Annotated in this window: 12 protein-coding genes; 6 read left to right on the forward strand and 6 right to left on the reverse strand. The window is 69.8% G+C overall.

The genetic code is table 11. From position 1 onward, the window contains the following. Positions 1-215 precede the first annotated feature (215 nt). Positions 216-3,374, reverse strand: coding sequence for an isoleucine--tRNA ligase (ileS, locus tag ACFU6I_RS43930; protein ID WP_384378754.1), 3,159 nt, complete (start codon positions 3,372-3,374; stop codon positions 216-218). Positions 3,375-3,911: 537 nt separating this feature from the next. Between ileS and ACFU6I_RS43935 the strand changes: the two genes are divergently transcribed. From ACFU6I_RS43935 to ACFU6I_RS43950, 4 genes are read left to right on the forward strand one after another with little or no spacing between them, the layout of a single operon-like run. Beyond that, a complete protein-coding gene (locus tag ACFU6I_RS43935) occupies positions 3,912-4,772 on the forward strand; it encodes a TraR/DksA family transcriptional regulator (RefSeq protein WP_384378757.1) in 861 nt (286 codons plus the stop codon). A 58-nt stretch (positions 4,773-4,830) separates the two neighbouring features. Continuing rightward, positions 4,831-5,454 (forward strand): signal peptidase II, encoded by a 624-nt coding sequence (gene lspA, locus ACFU6I_RS43940; protein ID WP_384378760.1) that lies wholly within the window; start codon positions 4,831-4,833, stop codon positions 5,452-5,454. Positions 5,455-5,477: 23 nt separating this feature from the next. Beyond that, positions 5,478-6,419, forward strand: a complete 942-nt coding sequence (locus tag ACFU6I_RS43945; protein WP_384378763.1) for an RluA family pseudouridine synthase — start codon at positions 5,478-5,480, stop codon at positions 6,417-6,419. Then, positions 6,416-6,895: a GNAT family N-acetyltransferase gene (locus tag ACFU6I_RS43950; protein WP_384378766.1), complete on the forward strand. Its 480-nt coding sequence runs from the start codon at positions 6,416-6,418 to the stop codon at positions 6,893-6,895. The genes ACFU6I_RS43945 and ACFU6I_RS43950 overlap by 4 nt, the downstream gene beginning before the upstream one ends. Before the next feature lie 59 nt (positions 6,896-6,954). Here the strand turns inward: ACFU6I_RS43950 and ACFU6I_RS43955 are convergent, their stop codons facing one another. Further along, the gene (locus ACFU6I_RS43955; RefSeq protein WP_384378769.1) at positions 6,955-9,276 is read right to left on the reverse strand and encodes a hypothetical protein; all 2,322 of its coding nucleotides are present in this window, start codon (positions 9,274-9,276) and stop codon (positions 6,955-6,957) included. 239 nt (positions 9,277-9,515) lie between these two features. On the opposite strand from ACFU6I_RS43955, the gene ACFU6I_RS43960 reads away from it, so the two are divergent. Further along, a complete protein-coding gene (locus ACFU6I_RS43960; RefSeq protein WP_384378772.1) occupies positions 9,516-11,102 on the forward strand; it encodes a Na+/H+ antiporter in 1,587 nt (528 codons plus the stop codon). A gap of 53 nt (positions 11,103-11,155) precedes the next feature. Here ACFU6I_RS43960 and ACFU6I_RS43965 read toward each other — a convergent pair whose 3' ends face one another. Then, positions 11,156-12,283, reverse strand: coding sequence for a mechanosensitive ion channel family protein (locus tag ACFU6I_RS43965; RefSeq protein ID WP_384378784.1), 1,128 nt, complete (start codon positions 12,281-12,283; stop codon positions 11,156-11,158). A 46-nt stretch (positions 12,284-12,329) separates the two neighbouring features. Here ACFU6I_RS43965 and ACFU6I_RS43970 point away from each other — a divergent pair, with 46 nt between their 5' ends. After that, positions 12,330-12,899: a dienelactone hydrolase family protein gene (locus ACFU6I_RS43970; protein ID WP_345514606.1), complete on the forward strand. Its 570-nt coding sequence runs from the start codon at positions 12,330-12,332 to the stop codon at positions 12,897-12,899. Positions 12,900-12,957: 58 nt separating this feature from the next. Here the strand turns inward: ACFU6I_RS43970 and ACFU6I_RS43975 are convergent, their stop codons facing one another. From ACFU6I_RS43975 to ACFU6I_RS43985, 3 genes are all read right to left on the reverse strand, one after another. Then, a complete protein-coding gene (locus ACFU6I_RS43975) occupies positions 12,958-13,941 on the reverse strand; it encodes a zinc metalloprotease (RefSeq protein ID WP_384378775.1) in 984 nt (327 codons plus the stop codon). A 286-nt stretch (positions 13,942-14,227) separates the two neighbouring features. Further along, positions 14,228-15,892, reverse strand: coding sequence for an alkaline phosphatase D family protein (locus ACFU6I_RS43980; RefSeq protein ID WP_384378778.1), 1,665 nt, complete (start codon positions 15,890-15,892; stop codon positions 14,228-14,230). Between the two features lie 85 nt (positions 15,893-15,977). Next, positions 15,978-16,669, reverse strand: a 692-nt coding sequence (locus ACFU6I_RS43985; RefSeq protein WP_384378781.1) for a DsbA family protein, incomplete at its 5' end; no start/stop codon positions are given.

Genomic DNA, 16,669 nt, shown 5'->3' on the forward strand with positions numbered 1-16,669 from the left:
GCCCGGCCCTTTGCCGTGGGCGGGGGTGGGGAGCCTGCTGAGCCTGTTCCCCTGCGCGCCCCCTTCCGGGCCGGGGCTCCGCCCCTGACCGCGCGCCTCGAACGCCGACAAGGCCCCTCGTGGGGGCGGGACCCCGGTTCTCGGGAAGAGGCGGGCAGGGGAACAGCGAGAGGCCCGGCCGGAACGTGTCCGGCCGGGCCTCCCGTCGTACTGGGTTACTGCTCCGTCTTGCGGAGGCGGAACGTCAGCGCCAGGCCCTCGTCCTCGAACGGAGTGCCGTACGTCCCGTCCGCCTCGCCCTGCGCGTAGTCCAGCGCCAGCACCTCGTCCGCGATGAGCGGCGCATGCTCGGTCAGCGCCTCGACCGTCGCGGGGGACGTGGACGTCCAGCGGACGGCGATGCGGTCCGCCACGTCCAGGCCGCTGTTCTTGCGGGCCTCCTGGATCAGCCGGATCGCGTCACGGGCCAGGCCCGCACGACGCAGCTCCGGGGTGATCTCCAGGTCGAGCGCGACCGTCGCGCCCGAGTCGGACGCCACCGACCAGCCCTCGCGCGGCGTCTCGGTGATGATCACCTCGTCGGGGGCGAGGGTGACTGTCTCGCCGTCGACCTCGACCGACGCCGTGCCCTCGCGCAGGGCCAGGGAGAGCGCCGCCGCGTCGGCGTTCGCGACCGCCTTCGCGACCGCCTGGACGCCCTTGCCGAACCGCTTGCCCAGCGCCCGGAAGTTCGCCTTCGCGGTCGTGTCGACCAGCGAGCCGCCGACCTCCGAGAGGGAGGCGAGCGAGGAGACGTTCAGCTCCTCGGTGATCTGGGCGTGCAGCTCGGGGGAGAGCGACTCGAAGCCCGAAGCCGCGACCAGGGCGCGGGACAGCGGCTGGCGGGTCTTGACGCCCGATTCGGCGCGCGTGGCGCGGCCGAGCTCGACCAGGCGGCGCACCAGCGCCATCTGCGTGGAGAGCGCCGGGTCGATCGCGGCCAGGTCCGCCTTCGGCCAGGAGGACAGGTGCACCGACTCCGGGGAGTCCGTGGTCACCGGGACGACGAGGTCCTGCCAGACCCGCTCGGTGATGAACGGGGTCAGCGGGGCCATCAGACGGGTGACCGTCTCGATGACCTCGTGCAGCGTGCGCAGTGCCGCCTTGTCGCCCTGCCAGAAGCGGCGGCGGGAGCGGCGTACGTACCAGTTGGACAGATCGTCCACGAACGCGGACAGGAGCTTGCCGGCGCGCTGGGTGTCGTACCCCTCCAGCGCCTGCGTGACCTGGTCCACCAGTGCGTTCAGCTCGCTGAGCAGCCAGCGGTCGAGGACTGTGCGGTCCGCCGGGGCCGGGTCGGCCGCGGACGGCGCCCAGTTCGACGTGCGCGCGTACAGCGCCTGGAAGGCGACCGTGTTCCAGTACGTGAGGAGGGTCTTGCGCACGACCTCCTGGATCGTGCCGTGGCCCACGCGCCGCGCAGCCCACGGGGAGCCGCCCGCCGCCATGAACCAGCGGACCGCGTCCGCGCCGTGCTGGTCCATGAGCGGGATCGGCTGGAGGATGTTGCCCAGGTGCTTGGACATCTTCCGGCCGTCCTCGGCGAGGATGTGACCCAGGCAGACCACGTTCTCGTACGAGGACTTGTCGAAGACCAGCGTGCCGACGGCCATCAGCGTGTAGAACCAGCCGCGCGTCTGGTCGATGGCCTCGGAGATGAACTGCGCCGGGTAGCGGCTCTCGAAGAGCTCCTTGTTCTTGTACGGGTAGCCCCACTGCGCGAACGGCATCGAACCCGAGTCGTACCAGGCGTCGATGACCTCCGGGACGCGGTACGCCTCCAGCTGGCAGTTCTCGTGCGAGCAGGTGAACGTGATCGCGTCGATGAACGGACGGTGCGGGTCCAGGTCCGACTGGTCGGCGCCGGTGAGCTCGGTGAGCTCGGCACGGGAGCCGACACAGGTGAGGTGGTTGTCCTCGCAGCGCCAGATCGGCAGCGGGGTGCCCCAGTAGCGGTTGCGGGACAGCGCCCAGTCGACGTTGTTGTTCAGCCAGTCGCCGAAGCGGCCGTTCTTGACCGAGTCGGGGAACCAGTTGGTCTTCTCGTTCTCTTCGAGGAGCCGGTTCTTGATGGCGGTCGTACGGATGTACCAGGACGGCTGCGCGTAGTAGAGCAGCGCGGTGTGGCAGCGCCAGCAGTGCGGGTAGCTGTGCTCGTAGGGGACGTGGCGGAAGAGCTTGCCGCGGGCGGCCAGGTCCTCGGTGAGCGCCTCGTCGGCCTTCTTGAAGAAGACACCGCCGACCAGCGGCAGGTTCTCCTCGAAGGTGCCGTCGGGGCGGACCGGGTTCACGACCGGCAGGCCGTAGGCGCGGCAGACCTTGAGGTCGTCCTCACCGAAGGCAGGGGACTGGTGGACCAGACCCGTACCGTCCTCGGTCGTCACGTACTCGGCGTTGACGACGAAGTGCGCCGGGGCGCTGTCGCTCGGGAAGTCGACGAGTGCGAACGGGCGCTCGTACGTCCAGCGCTCCATCTCGCGGCCGGTGAAGGACTGGCCGGTGAGCTCCCAGCCCTCGCCGAGTGCCTTCTCCAGGAGAGGCTGGGCGACGACGAGCTTCTCCTCGCCGTTGCTCGCGACGACGTACGTGACGTCGGGGTGCGCGGCGACGGCGGTGTTGGAGACCAGGGTCCACGGGGTGGTCGTCCAGACCAGCAGCGCGGCCTCGCCGGCCAGCGGGCCGGAGGTGAGCGGGAAGCGTACGAAGACCGAGGGGTCGACGACAGTCTCGTACCCCTGCGCCAGCTCGTGGTCCGAGAGGCCGGTGCCGCAGCGCGGACACCACGGGGCGACGCGGTGATCCTGGACCAGCAGGTCCTTGTTGAAGATCTCCTTCAGGGACCACCAGACGGAGTCGACGTACGACGGGTCCATCGTGCGGTACGCGTCGTCCAGGTCGACCCAGTAGCCCATTCGGGTCGTGAGCTCGGAGAACGCGTCCGTGTGGCGGGTCACGGACTCGCGGCACTTGGCGTTGAACTCGGCGATGCCGTACGCCTCGATGTCCTTCTTGCCGTTGAAGCCCAGCTCCTTCTCGACCGCGAGCTCGACCGGCAGTCCGTGGCAGTCCCAGCCGGCCTTGCGGCCCACGTGGTAGCCCTGCATGGTGCGGAAGCGGGGGAAGACGTCCTTGAAGACGCGGGCCTCGATGTGGTGGGCGCCGGGCATGCCGTTGGCGGTCGGCGGGCCCTCGTAGAAGACCCACTCGGGGCGGCCCTCGGACTGTTCGAGGGTCTTGGCGAAGACCTTGCTCTCGCGCCAGAAGTCGAGCACGGCGTGCTCCAGCGCGGGAAGGTCGACCTGGGCGGGTACCTGGCGGTACTGCGGCGATGTCATGGGCGGGATTCCTCCGGCGGACGTTTTCCACTTCCGTCGGAGGGACGAGAACCGTGCGGTTCCCGCGGTACCACCCTCCTTGGCCCCGGGTGTGCGCCCGTGGCCCCCTCATTGGGGTCGCGATGCCGGTTCTACTTGCCTTGCGGCGTTCTTCCGACGGCTCCGGGTGATCTTCACGACGCGCTCGCCCCCGGGCTTCCACCGTCCCCGGGTCGCTCCTGGCTGCGTACGACGCTACTCGTCCCATCCACGCCTCTCGCTGGGCCCAGTGTACGGGCCCGTACGGGCGACGGCCGACCGGTTTATCCGGGGGGCGCGAGGGTGACCCGAATGGCGAGACGGGGCGCGCGGAGTCCCGGCGGGGCGTGGCGGGCGGATTACCGGGCGGGGAGCTGGGAACAACGGTTTCAGGCGCGCGCCGATCCGACACGGGGAGGGGCGATTCGGCGGCGTGCCCCGTTGCCGCGGGGCTGGGGTCGATTTATCGTCCCAGCACGATTCGCGTGCAAGATCACAATATGTGAAGGGGCCGCGGCCATGGTGGCGAAGAAGACCGCCGTACAGAAGTCGGCGTCAGCGAGATCCACGGGCGCGGCGGCCGAGGAGACGAACGCAGACGCGGGCACGGAGACCGTCCTGGAGCCGGTTCCGGTGAAGGCCGCGGCAAAGAAGACCGCAGCGAGGAAGGCTGCGGTGAGGAAGGCTGCGGTGAGGAAGACCGCGGCACGGAAGACGGCCGCGCACGAGGCGGACGGAGAGCGGACGGCCGACGGAGACACCGGCGGCGGGCACGCGGCACCTGGCATGAAGGCCGCGGCGAGGAAGAACGCGGTCAAGAAGGCTTCGAAGAAGGCCGCCGAGGCGGCCATGGGGGCGGTCGAGGCCGCCGAGCAGACGGGAGCCCACACGGTGGTAGCCAAGAAGAGCGCAGCCCGGACCCGCACGTCCGGCAAGGACGCGGCGCCGGTGCCGCTTGCCCGGGTCGCCGCCGCGACGGCGCCCGGGGATCTGGCCGTACGGCCGGGCGAGGACCCCTGGACGCCCGAGGAGGTCGCGGAGGCCCGGGCCGAGCTGGCCAGCGAGGTCATGCGGCTCCGCAGCGAGCTGGAGGCGTCGGGTGCGGCGCTCGCCGGGCTGATGCGCGACTCCGGTGACGGGGCCGGTGACGACGAGGCGGACACCGGCACGAAGAACATCACCCGTGAGCACGAAATGGCGCTCGCCGCCAACGCGACGGAGATGCTGGAGCAGACCGAGCGGGCGCTGGCCCGGCTCGACGCGGGGACCTACGGACTGTGCGAGATCTGCGGCAATCCGATCGGCAAGGCGCGGATGCAGGCGTTCCCCCGGGCGACGCTCTGTGTCGAGGACAAACAGAAACAGGAGCGTCGCGGCTGATTCAGGGAGGTGTGTCGTACCCTCGTCTTCGGTCAGGAACCTAGGTTGAGGGACTCACGTGGCAGAGGCGGAGCGCATCATCGGTACGCCGGACATCCCTGATGCTGAGGGGACCGGGGGCCCCGAGGACGAGGTCCGGGGTGAGTCCGTCGGGGACACGGGCGCGGACACGGACCGGGCCCAGGTCCCCGGCAAGGGCAAGCGGAAGATCATGGTGCTCTTCGGCGTGGCCGTCGTCGCCTATCTGCTCGACCTGAGCAGCAAGATGATCGTGGTCGCGAAGCTGGAGCACCAGCAGCCCATCGAGATCTTCGGCGAGTGGCTGCGCTTCGACGCCATCCGGAACGCGGGCGCCGCCTTCGGTATCGGCGAGGCGTTCACGGTGATCTTCACCGCCATCGCGGCGACGGTGATCGTGGTCATCGCCCGCCTCGCCCGCAAGCTCTACAGCCTGCCGTGGGCGATCGCGCTCGGTCTGCTGCTCGGCGGTGCGCTCGGCAACCTCACCGACCGGATCTTCCGCTCGCCCGGTCTCTTCAAGGGCGCGGTGGTCGACTTCATCGCCCCCGCGCACTTCGCCGTCTTCAACCTCGCGGACTCCGCCATCGTCTGCGGCGGCATCCTGATCGTGATCCTTTCCTTCAGGGGCCTGGACCCCGACGGCACCGTGCACAAGGACTAGCAGGGGCAAGGCATACTCGACTGGTGAGTACGTATCCCGAGGTCCGCACCCTGCCCGTTCCCGACGGTCTGGAAGGCGAGCGTGTCGACGCCGCCATTTCCCGCATGTTCGGCTTCTCCCGCACCAAGGCCGCCGAGCTGGCCGCTGCCGGGAAGGTGCTGGTGGACGGCGCTGCGGTCGGGAAGTCCGAGCGGGTGCAGGGCGGTGCCTGGCTGGAAGTGGAGATGCCGCAGGCACCCGCTCCGGTCCAGGTCGTCGCCGAGCCCGTCGAGGGCATGGAGATCGTGCACGACGACGACGACGTCGTCGTGATCGTGAAGCCGGTCGGGGTCGCGGCCCACCCCAGCCCCGGCTGGACCGGTACGACGGTCATCGGTGGTCTCGCCGCGGCCGGTTACCGGATCTCGACCTCGGGCGCCGCCGAGCGCCAGGGCATCGTCCACCGCCTCGACGTCGGCACCTCGGGTCTGATGGTCGTCGCCAAGTCCGAGCGGGCCTACACGCTGCTGAAGGGCCAGTTCCGCGACCGGCTCGTCGAGAAGAAGTACCACGCGCTGGTCCAGGGACACCCGGACCCGATGAGCGGCACCATCGACGCCCCCATCGGGCGCCACCCCACGCACGACTACAAGTGGGCGGTCACGGCCGAGGGCAAGCCCTCCGTGACGCACTACGACCTGATCGAGGCGTACCGGTCCGCGAGCCTCCTCGACATCAAGCTGGAGACGGGCCGTACGCACCAGATCCGGGTGCACATGTCCGCGCACCGCCACCCGTGCGTCGGCGACCTGACGTACGGCGCCGACCCGACGGTGGCCAAGCGCCTCGGGCTGACGCGGCAGTGGCTGCACGCGGTCCGGCTCGGCTTCGAGCACCCGTCGGACGGCAACTGGGTGGAGTTCGCCAGCAGCTACCCGGACGACCTGCAGCAGGCCCTCGACAGGATTGCGGCGGAGAGCCAGTGACCACCGGAACCCCGGCCCCGTACACCACGCGCACAGCCGTCGACGAGAGCGACCTCGCGGCCTGTTTCCAGGTCCGCAAGGAGGTCTTCGTCGGTGAGCAGAACGTGCCCGAGGAGATCGAGTACGACGCCTACGACGCGGACGCGCTGCATGTGATCGCCGTCGCGGCGGACGGCACGGCGCTCGGTACGGGGCGGCTGCTGCACGGCGCGGGCGTGGCCGCCAAGACCGGTGGCGACCTCACCGTCGGTTCGCTCGGACGGCTCGCGGTGACCGGCCGGGCACGCGGTCTCGGGGTCGGCGCGGCGCTGGTCCGGGCCATCGAGGACGCGGCCCGCGGTCTCGGTCTGGCCGCTGTGGACCTGCACGCCCAGACCCATGCGCTCGGCTTCTACGAGCGGCTCGGGTACGAGGCGTACGGCCCCGAGTTCCCGGATGCGGGGATCCCCCACCGGGCGATGCGCCGCAGCCTGTAGATCGCACCGGCGCCGCTCCGGTCGTACGAACCGGAACGGCACCCTCGCACACGTCTCCGTCAGCCCGGCAGACCCCAGCGCGTCCAGGTCCCGTTCGACGGCACGTCGCGCGGACCCGGCTCCGGGCGACGCGCGCCGTGCGGTGTGATCACCGCAGTGCCACCGCGTGGCAGGGTGACCGTGATCCGGCCCGGACCGGAGTCCCGCCAGTGCAGCGGGCGCCCGTGCCCGTCCCGCACGTCGGTGCGGCCCGTGATCGAGTGCTCCAGGGTGAGCGGGGCGCCGGCCTCGCTGTGCACCCGTACCCAGCGCGTGGCGCCGTCGGCGCGGTCCGCGTCCACCAGGAACGCACCCTGGGTGCGCAGTGACGCGATCGAAGCGTCCGCCCAGCGCTCCGAGACGGACGGGAAGACCTTCACCACCCCTTCGTGGCCCTGCACCACCATGTCGAGCATCGACTGCGCGGCGGAGAGCGGGGACTCCAGGGCGAGGTTCTTGCCCTCCCGGTACATCGTGTTGACCGTCATCTGGCAGTCCGCGACCACCTTCAGATCCGTGAAGAACGTCAGATGGTCCAACGCCTTCTCGGGCTCGTCCATGACCGAGTACATGGACGAGGCGGTCGCGTGGCTGTAGCCGTGCCACAGCTGCTGCATGGAGACCCAGTGGTCCATGGAGCGCCGCATCACCGCACGGTCTTCCGCCCGGTCCCAGTTCCGCTCGCGCAGCGGGTAGAGCCAGAGCAGATGCGAGTGGTGCCGGTGCGAGTCGGCGAGCGGGACATCTTTGCCGATCATGACTCCGGCCGCCGGGTCCTCGGCGTACGGGGTGAGTCGGCGCTCGATGTCCTGCCAGCGCTTCAGCCGCGGATCGTTGTTCCGCAGCAGTTTCGCCGAGGCGATGAGAGTCCGCACACCCCAGCGGACGAGCGAGAGGTCGTACGTGCAGTCCGCGGCGTTGGCGTACTCGGGGGAGCGGGTCTCCAGCAGATGCAGCCTGCCGTCCAGGCCCTCGTGCAGGAAGTGCGCATAGAAGTTGATGGCCCTGGCGAGGATCGGGTACACCACGTCGCGCAGGACTTTGAGGTCCATCGAGTGCCGGTAGGACTGCCAGACGTTGTGCAGGGCCCAGGTGAGGTTGCCGAAGTTGTCGGAGATGCGGTCCGAGCCGGGCGCGCCCACGTCGTAGGTGTCGCCGGCCCGCAGCTGCCAGTCGGAGGGGTGGCCCAGCGCGTAGCTCTCGCCGTCGCGGTATTCGGCCGGGACGGAGGCCGGCAGGTTGTGCTCGAAGCGGCGGAAGGCGCTTGTCACGGAGTCGAGTTCGGGATGGTTGGAACCGTGGATCGGTGCCATACCGATCTGGACGTTGAGGTTCCACCAGACCGCGGTCCAGTTGTTGCCGATCTCCGGGAACCACGGACCCCACTCGGAGATCGTCGGTCTCTCGGCGCGGGTCGACGCGGCGAGCTTGTAGAGCTGGATGAGGTAGAAGCTCTGCAGTCGCTTGTCCGGTACGGAGAGGAAGCTGCGCCGGTAGTACGCGTGCCACCAGCGACGGTGACGGTCCACCAGCTTCTCCGGATCGATGGTGAGCGTACGGTCCACCGCACGTAGCGCCTCGTCCGTCGCCTCCGTCACCTGGCCGGGAAACCGGTACACGAGGTGCGCGGCGAGCAGCCTGCCGGTGCCCTCGCTCCGTTCGCGCCAGGCGATGCTCCAGCCGCCGCCCGCGAGCAGCGGCTGCTCGACGAAGCCGTCGCCGACCCGGGGGTCGGGGTTGGGCGTGTAGTCCGCCGGTTTGCCGCTGCTGCGCGTGGTCGCGGCGCGCAGCCACTGGAAGGACCAGGCCGCGGACTCCTCGCCTGGGGTGGGCCGGGTGGAGATCAGCAGGGCCCCGGTGTCGTTCTGCACGAGGGCGGAGAAGGTGAGGGAGCCGCGGGTGGTGGTGACGGTGCCGCGCAGCTCGGCGTCGTAGGGGTCCAGTGTCCAGTCGACGTCCGTGATCTCCCCGGCGAGGGTCAGGGTGAAGTAGCCGATGGGGAGCCGGGAGAAGCCGATGCCGCCGCGCCACTGGCCGCGCTGGTCCTGCACCTGGCTGTGACTGATCATCAGCTTCAGGGTGTCGGCGGTCCTTCCCGCGTACAGCTGGGCGCCGAGGTAGCCGTTGGCGAGGAAGGGAGCCTCCTGCCAGCCGGTCGGGAGCCGGCGCCAGGTCAGGGCGGCATCGCGGACGGTCTGCTCGTACGGGTCGGTGTGCGGGCTGCCGGAGGCGGCGGGGACGGCGGCGGGTGCGGCCCAGGCGGTACGGGATCCGGCGAGCCAGAGGGCGGTGGTGCCGGCCGCCGCGGTGCCCACGAAGTGCCTTCGGGAGAACTCGGTCACGGTCTCTCCAGTCAGTCATATATGTGGTGGAGGTTCTCGTCCCTGAATCACGCACGTTGCATACTGCCCGCCCGGTGGAGGTGACGGAAGAGGGTTGACCGAGGAGACATCGGATCAATGGGCGGTCAAGGCGGCCGGAAGGAGGGGGTGTTGTCCGCTTTGCAGACATTGCGTGGCACGCTGGAACCACTGATCGACCGACCACCGGGTTCCGCTCGGCATGCTCCGGAAGGCACATCGTGGATCAACTGGCACTGCTCCTCCTGCTGTTGCTCGGAGCCGTGGTCACGGTGCCACTGGGGGAACGTCTCGGGCTGCCCGCCCCGGTGCTGATGACGCTCGCCGGAGTCGGCATGGCGTTCCTCAGCTTCGTGCCGAATGTGGACATCCCGCCGGAGATCATTCTTCCCGCGCTGCTGCCGCCGCTGCTCTACGCCTCCGTGCAGCGCACCTCCTGGCGGCAGTTCACCGCCAATAAACGACCGATCTTTCTTCTGGCCGTGGCACTGGTCTTCGTGACGACGGCAGCCGTCGCCGCCGTCGCCAACGCGATCGTCCCCGGGCTGCCCCTCGCCGCGGCCGTGGCCCTCGGAGCGCTCGTCGCCCCGCCCGACCCGGTCGCCGCGACCGCCGTCGCAGGATCGCTCGGTCTGCCGCGCAGGCTCGTCTCCATCCTGGAGGGCGAGGGACTGTTCAACGACGTGACCGCGATCGTGCTCTACCACGTGGCGATCGCCGCCGCCGTGAGTGGCACTTTCTCGCTGCCGGAGGCCTTCGGACTGCTGATCCTCTCCGCCGTGGTCGCCGTGGCCGTCGGTCTGGCGGTGGCCTGGCTGACCATCAAGCTCATGGGACTGCTCGGCGATGCGACGCTCCAGGTCGGGCTGACGCTGCTGGTGCCGTTCGTGAGCTATGTGCTCGCGGAGGAGCTGATGGGGTCGGGCGTGCTCGCCGTGCTCACCACCGCGCTGTTCCTCGCCGAGCACACCGCCGACGCGGACGACGTGCTGGGCCGGCTCACCGGCCGCAGCTTCTGGGAGATCGTCGACACGCTCGTCACCGGCGTCGCCTTCGGCCTGATCGGTCTCGAACTGCACAACGTCTTCGGCACGTCGCACGGCCGCGGCTGGCAGATGGCCGGCTGGGGTCTGGCGGTGGTCGCGGTCGTCGTCGGCGTACGGCTGGTGTGGCTGCTGCCCGCCACCTGGCTGGCCAAGCGGCTGCACACCCGCCGCGACTACAGCGAGGAGATCCCCACCAGCTGGCGCGAGACCGTCGTGATGTGGTGGGCCGGGATGCGTGGGGTGGCCTCCGTCGCGCTGGCCCTCGCGATCCCGCTGGAGACGGACGACGGGAAACCCTTCCCCGGCCGTGACGAGATCGTCTTCATCGCCTTCGTCGTGATCATGGCGACCCTGGTCGTCCAGGGGCTCACCCTGCCGTGGCTGGTACGGAAGCTCGGCGTCCGCGCCGACGCGGACGCGGAGGCGGCGCTGGAACGGGACCTCGCCATCCGCGCCGCGAAGGCCGCGAGGCACCGGCTCAAGGAGATCGAGGAGGTCGAGGAGTTCCCCGAGGAGGTCATGGAGCGGCTGCATCGGCTGGCGTACGACGTGGGGGCGCGGATCAGCCCCGACATGGTCGACGAGGACCGGCGGGAGGCGTACGCGAAGCGCGCCGAGCGGTTCCGGGCGGTCAACCGGGTGCAGCGCGAGATGCTGTCCGCCGCCCGGCACGCGGTGCTGTCCGCGCGCAGCGAGTCGGGGACGGACCCGGAGGTGGTCGACCGGGTGCTCCGGCAGCTGGACGTTCGCAGCCTGCGCTGACCCGGGCCTCCCCGCGGCCCGTGCTTCCGGCCGGCGCTCCGGGCCCGCGCCACTCAGCCGCGGCCGGTCCGGGGCGCCACCTCGTGCGTATCGGACGGCTTGACACCGTCCTGGTGGGGCAGATCGGGCCACTGTCCGCCCGGGGGCAGCGCCGCGGGCGCCGTCGCGACCCGCGGCAGCGCGTACGGATGGTGGTCGCGCAGCCAGCCGATCAGCTGCTCCCGGACGGCGCAGCGCACGGTCCAGATGTCGTCCGCGTCCTTCGCCGTGACCACCGCGCGCACCTGCATCGTCGACGGGGTGGTGTCCGTGACGGCGAGGGACCAGTCGCGGCCGTCCCAGGCGCCGCACTCGCCCAGGATGTCCCGCAGCTGCTCACGCATCGCGGCGACGGGGGCGCTGTGGTCGAGGTGGAAGAAGACCGAACCGGTCATCTGGGCGCCGCCGCGCGACCAGTTCTCGAACGGTTTGCTGGTGAAGTACGAGACCGGCATCGTGATCCGCCGCTCGTCCCAGGTCCGTACCGCGAGGAAGGTCAGCGTGATCTCCTCGACGGTGCCCCACTCGCCGTCCACCACCACCGTGTCCCCGATCCGCACCATGTCGCCGAAGGCGATCTGCAGCCCCGCGAAGAGGTTGCCGAGCGTGGACTGGGCGGCGATGCCCGCGACGATGCCGAGGAGACCGGCCGAGGCCAGCATCGAGGTGCCGAAGGTCCGCATCGCGGGGAACGTCAGCAACATCGCGCCGGCCGCCACGGTCGCCACGATCGCGGTGACCACCCGCTGGATGAGTGTCACCTGCGTACGGACCCGCCGCACCCGCGCCGGATCGCGGGTGTTCGCCGCGTACCTGGCGTACACGGAATCGACGACGGCCGTCGCGATCCGGACCACCAGCCACGCCGATGCCCCGATGAGCACCAGCGTCAGGACCTGGCCGATCGCGGCCCGGTGGTTCATCACCACGTCGAGCCCGGTCTGCGTGTAACTGCCTCTCAGCAGCGCCGTGCAGAGCACCAGCAGCAGCGGGATCCGGCAGCGCCGCAGCAGACCCCACAGCGGTGTGTCGGGATGCCGGCTGTCGGCGCGCCGGAGCAGCACATCGACCCCCCAGCCCACCAGCAGCGTGAGCACCACCGAGCCACCGACCGTGACCAGCGGACGCAGTATGTTCTCCATCCCGTGGTTCTCCATGCCGTCGACCGTAGCTGGCACCATTGCTCCCATGAACATCATGCTTTTCCACTCGACGTACGGGCTGCGCCCCGCGGTGCACGCGGCCGCCGCCCGGCTGCGCGGCGCAGGGCACGAGGTGCACGTGCCCGATCTCTTCGACGGGCACACGTTCGAGACCGTCGAGGAAGGCATGGCCTTCAAGGACGAGCTGGGCAAGGACGAGTTGCTCAAGCGCGCCGTGCTGGCCGCCGCCCCCTATTCCGAGCGCGGTCTCGTCTACGCCGGCTTCTCCTTCGGCGCCTCCACCGCGCAGACCCTGGCACTCGGTGACGAGAAGGCGCGCGGGCTGCTGCTCCTCCACGGCACGTCGGACATCGCGGAGAACGCGGAGGTCGACGAGCTGCCCGTGCAGCTGCATGTCGCCGACCCCGATCCCTTCGAGACGCAGGACTGGCTGAACTCCTGGTATCTGCAGATGCAGCGGACCGGCGCCGACGTGGAGATCTACCGGTACCCCGGCGCGGGCCATCTCTTCACGGACCCGGATCTGCCGGACTACGACGCGGCGTCGGCCGATCTGACGTGGAAGGTCGCCCTCGGCTTCCTCGCGACTCTGTAGACGGACGGAACCCCGCACACCGTGACGGTGTGCGGGGCTCCTCGTCGTCACGCCGGGATCAGGCGCGGTAGGCGGTCCAGCTGTCGCTCATCCGCTGCACCTGGCCCGCGGTGAACTGGTACATGCACGAGTCGTAGGTGTAGTCCATGAAGTTGTGGATCGGGTCGACCCCGGTCTTGTTGGTGCAGGTGTCGCGTCCGGTCGGGCACGCGAACGCGGCGCTCTTCTCTGCGGGCGTGTCGGACACGTAGTCGCCGTTGCCGTTACAGCCGCCCTGGAACGTGTGGTAGAGCCCCATCCAGTGGCCGACCTCGTGGGTGGCGGTGTCCCCCTCGTTGTAGTTGGTGGCCGAGCCGCCCGGCAGGGAGGTGTCGAGGATGACCACGCCGTCCATGCTCGGGCTGGAGTTGTACGAGCTGGGGAAGGTCGCCCAGCCGAGCAGACCGCCGCCGAGGTTGGCGGTGTAGACGTTGAGCGCGTTCTTGCCACCCTTGCGCAGGGCCGTCTTCATGTCCTTCTCGGCGGAGGAGCCCGAGGAGAGGTTGTACCAGGTGGCGTTGTCCGTGTAGTCGGTGCCGGCCAGCGAGAACTGGAAGCCGGAGTTGGTGTTGCCGGTGCCCTGGCCGCCGTATGCCGCGTTCAGCACGCTCATCTGGCTGTTGATGTCGCCGGAGGTGAGCTTGCCGGTGGTGCCGGAGTGGATGACGTGGAAGTAGACCGGGATGGTCGCTCCGGCGGCGAGCGTGGCGCCGCTGACCCGGCGGTCCGCGAGTCTCGCCTTGAGCTGCGCGTCCATGGCCTTGGCCTGGGTCGCGGTGAGTTCGTTGGGGTCGGAGGCGTGCTGGGTGCCCGAAGGACGGGCCTCGCGCGCGGTGGCGTCGGTGCTCGCGCACTTCTCCGCCGGGGCGGAGGCGGTGGACACCTTGGCGGCGGCCGCGCCGGAGGGAGCGGAGAGCGGTGCCAGGGCAAGGGTTCCGGCCAGGACGGCGATGCCGATCGCACGGTGACGTATACGCGGCGATATACGGGCAAGAGTGCGCACGAGTACTCCTCGCTGAAGCGTGGGGGAGGGATTTCCTCACCTGCCGCCGGGAGATTACGTGCGCATGTCACATCTTGAGGAGCGCTGATCAAGCCCAATCAACCCTGGAGCAAACCGGGGAAACAGGAAGAAATAATTCTGTCCGTTCCAGAGTTTGAGACCCGGACGTAACGAAGTGCGTTACCCCGACGGGTGGTGTGTCCCCATTGGATCCGGGGAACACGCCACCCGCCGTAGCGACGTAATACGCCGTCAACATGGCCCGCCGTGGCCGAAACCAGACGCTTCAGCGCACCGGGCGGTCCACCCGCTCGACCTTCTGGGTGCCGCTGAGTGTCCGGTACGAGCGCGTCCAGGCGGAGCTCGCGTCCCGCTTCGTCCTGTCGGAGACCACGTAGTAGTCCATCTGCGAGCGCTCGGCGGTCACATCCAGGACGCCGTAGCCGTGCGAGTCCATGTCCACCCACTTCACATGGCGGTTGGCGGCCTTCACCGCCGCGGCCGCGACCACCGAGACCGTCTGCGGCGCGACGTGCAGAATGTCGTCGAGATTGTCCGAGGTCACCGACGTGACCACGAACTCGGTGGCGGCCGAGGCCGAGAGCGGATACGTGGCCGCCTTCACCGGTACGTCATTGGCCCACGCCATGTGGATGTCACCGGTCAGGAAGACCGTGTTGCGGATCGACCGGTCCCGCAGATGCGCGATCAGTTCCTTGCGGTCGTCCGTGTAGCCGTCCCACTGGTCGACATTGACCGCGAGCCCCTCCTCGGGCAGCCCCAGCAGTTCCGCGAGCGGCTCCAGCAGATGGGCGGGTACGGACCCGAATGCGACCGGAGAGATCATCACCGATGTGCCGACCAGCTTCCAGGTGGCGTCCGAACCGGCCAGGCCCGCCTTCAGCCAGTCCAGCTGCGCCCGGCCGGTGATCGAGCGGTCCGGGTCGTCGACCGAGCCGCTGCCGATCGTCGCCTGCTGGGAGCGGAAGGTCCGCAGATCCAGGAGGTGGAGATCGGCCAGGGTGCCGAAGCGCAGCCTCCGGTAGACGGTGCCTTCGGTGGAGGCGCGCACCGGCATCCACTCGAAGTACGCCTGCTTGGCGCCCGCCGCGCGGTCGGCCCAGGAGCCCTCGGTGCCCGGCGTGTGGTTCTCGGCCCCGCCCGACCAGGCGTCGTTGGCGAACTCGTGGTCGTCCCAGATCGCGATCACCGGATGCGTGGCGTGCAGGGTCTGCAGATCGGCGTCCGTCTTGTAACGGCCGTGCCGGGTCCGGTAGTCGGCAAGGGTGAGGATCTCGTGGGTGGGCTCGTGCTGCCGTACGACGTACTTCGTGTCCGGGTAGCTCCCCGACGCGTACTCGTAGATGTAGTCGCCGAGATGGAGGACCGCGTCGAGATCGGCGCGGGCCGCGAGATGGCGGTACGGGGAGAAGTAACCGGACTCCCAGTTGGCGCAGGACACCACACCGAAGCGCACCCCGGGTGCGGCCGTGCCGGGAGCGGGAGCCGTCCGGGTGCGCCCGGCCGGGGAGAGGACTCCCGCGCCGTCGCCCGCCGAGAAGCGGAACCAGTATGCGGTCGCCGGGGCGAGACCCCGGACATCGGCTTTCACGGTGTGGTCCGAGGCGGCTCTCGCCACGGTGGAGCCCTGGGCGACGACCCGGGCGAACTCCTTGTCCTCGGCGACCTCCCAGCGCACCGCCGTGTCGGCGCCGCGGCCGGAGCCGGGCACGGCGTCGGGCGTCGGGGTGACACGGGTCCACAGGAGTATGCCGTCGGGCAGCGGGTCGCCGGAGGCGACGCCGTGGAGGAAGGCGGGGCCGTCGGCGGCGCGGGCGCCGGTGGCGGCGAGCGCGGGGGCGGCGACGGCGGTGGCGGTGGCGGCAGCGGCCTTCACCAGGGTGCGGCGGCTGGGGGCGGGAAGGGACGGGAAATGGTGTCGACTGGTCACGAAGGGAAACCCTACTGACCGGTAAGGCGAACGGGCGGGCGAACAAAGGAAGTTCGCCCGCCCGCAGGGAAACCGTTGCCGGTCGTCAGCCCTTCAGCGCCTTGGTGATCGCGGTGTTGAAGTCGGCCACGGTCATCGGGGCGTTCTCGCTGCCCTCGCTGGTGAGCGCCTTGCCGTCCATCTTCAGCGTCGGGGTGCCCTTCACGCCGCTCTTGTCGAACGTCGCGGACATCTTCATCGCCCAGTTGTCGTACGTGCCGTCGTTGACGTTCTTCTGGAACGCCTTGTTGTCCTTCAGCTCGTCAACCGTGTTCGCGATCTTGATCAGGTACGAGTCCTTGGCGAACTTGTCGTCGGACTCCTCCGGGTGGTACTTCGCGGAGTAGAGCGCGTACTTGTAGTCGAGGAACGCCTGCGGGCTCACGTCGAGCGCCGCGCCCAGCGCGCTGAGCGCGTTCTTGGAGCCCTCGCCGTTGTCGCTGTTGTCGATGAACGTGGCGCCGATGTACTTGACCTTGTACTTGCCGGCGTCGACGTCCTTGTGGACCGTCTCGCCGACCGCCTGCTCGAACTGGGCGCAGATCGGGCAGCGCGAGTCCTCGTACAGTTCGAGGGTCTTCTTGGCGGTCGACTTGCCGATCACGACGGTCGTGCCGTCGGGGCCCGACGTGTTCTTCGGCGCGGTGACGTTCTTCGCGTCGGCCGCCGCCTCCCAGTGCCCCGGCTTGTTCAGCTGCATCACGCCGTAGCTGACGCCGCCGGCGATCGCCAGTACGG

The sequence above is a fragment of the Streptomyces sp. NPDC057486 genome (assembly GCF_042802415.1).
GTDB lineage: Bacteria > Actinomycetota > Actinomycetes > Streptomycetales > Streptomycetaceae > Streptomyces > Streptomyces yanii.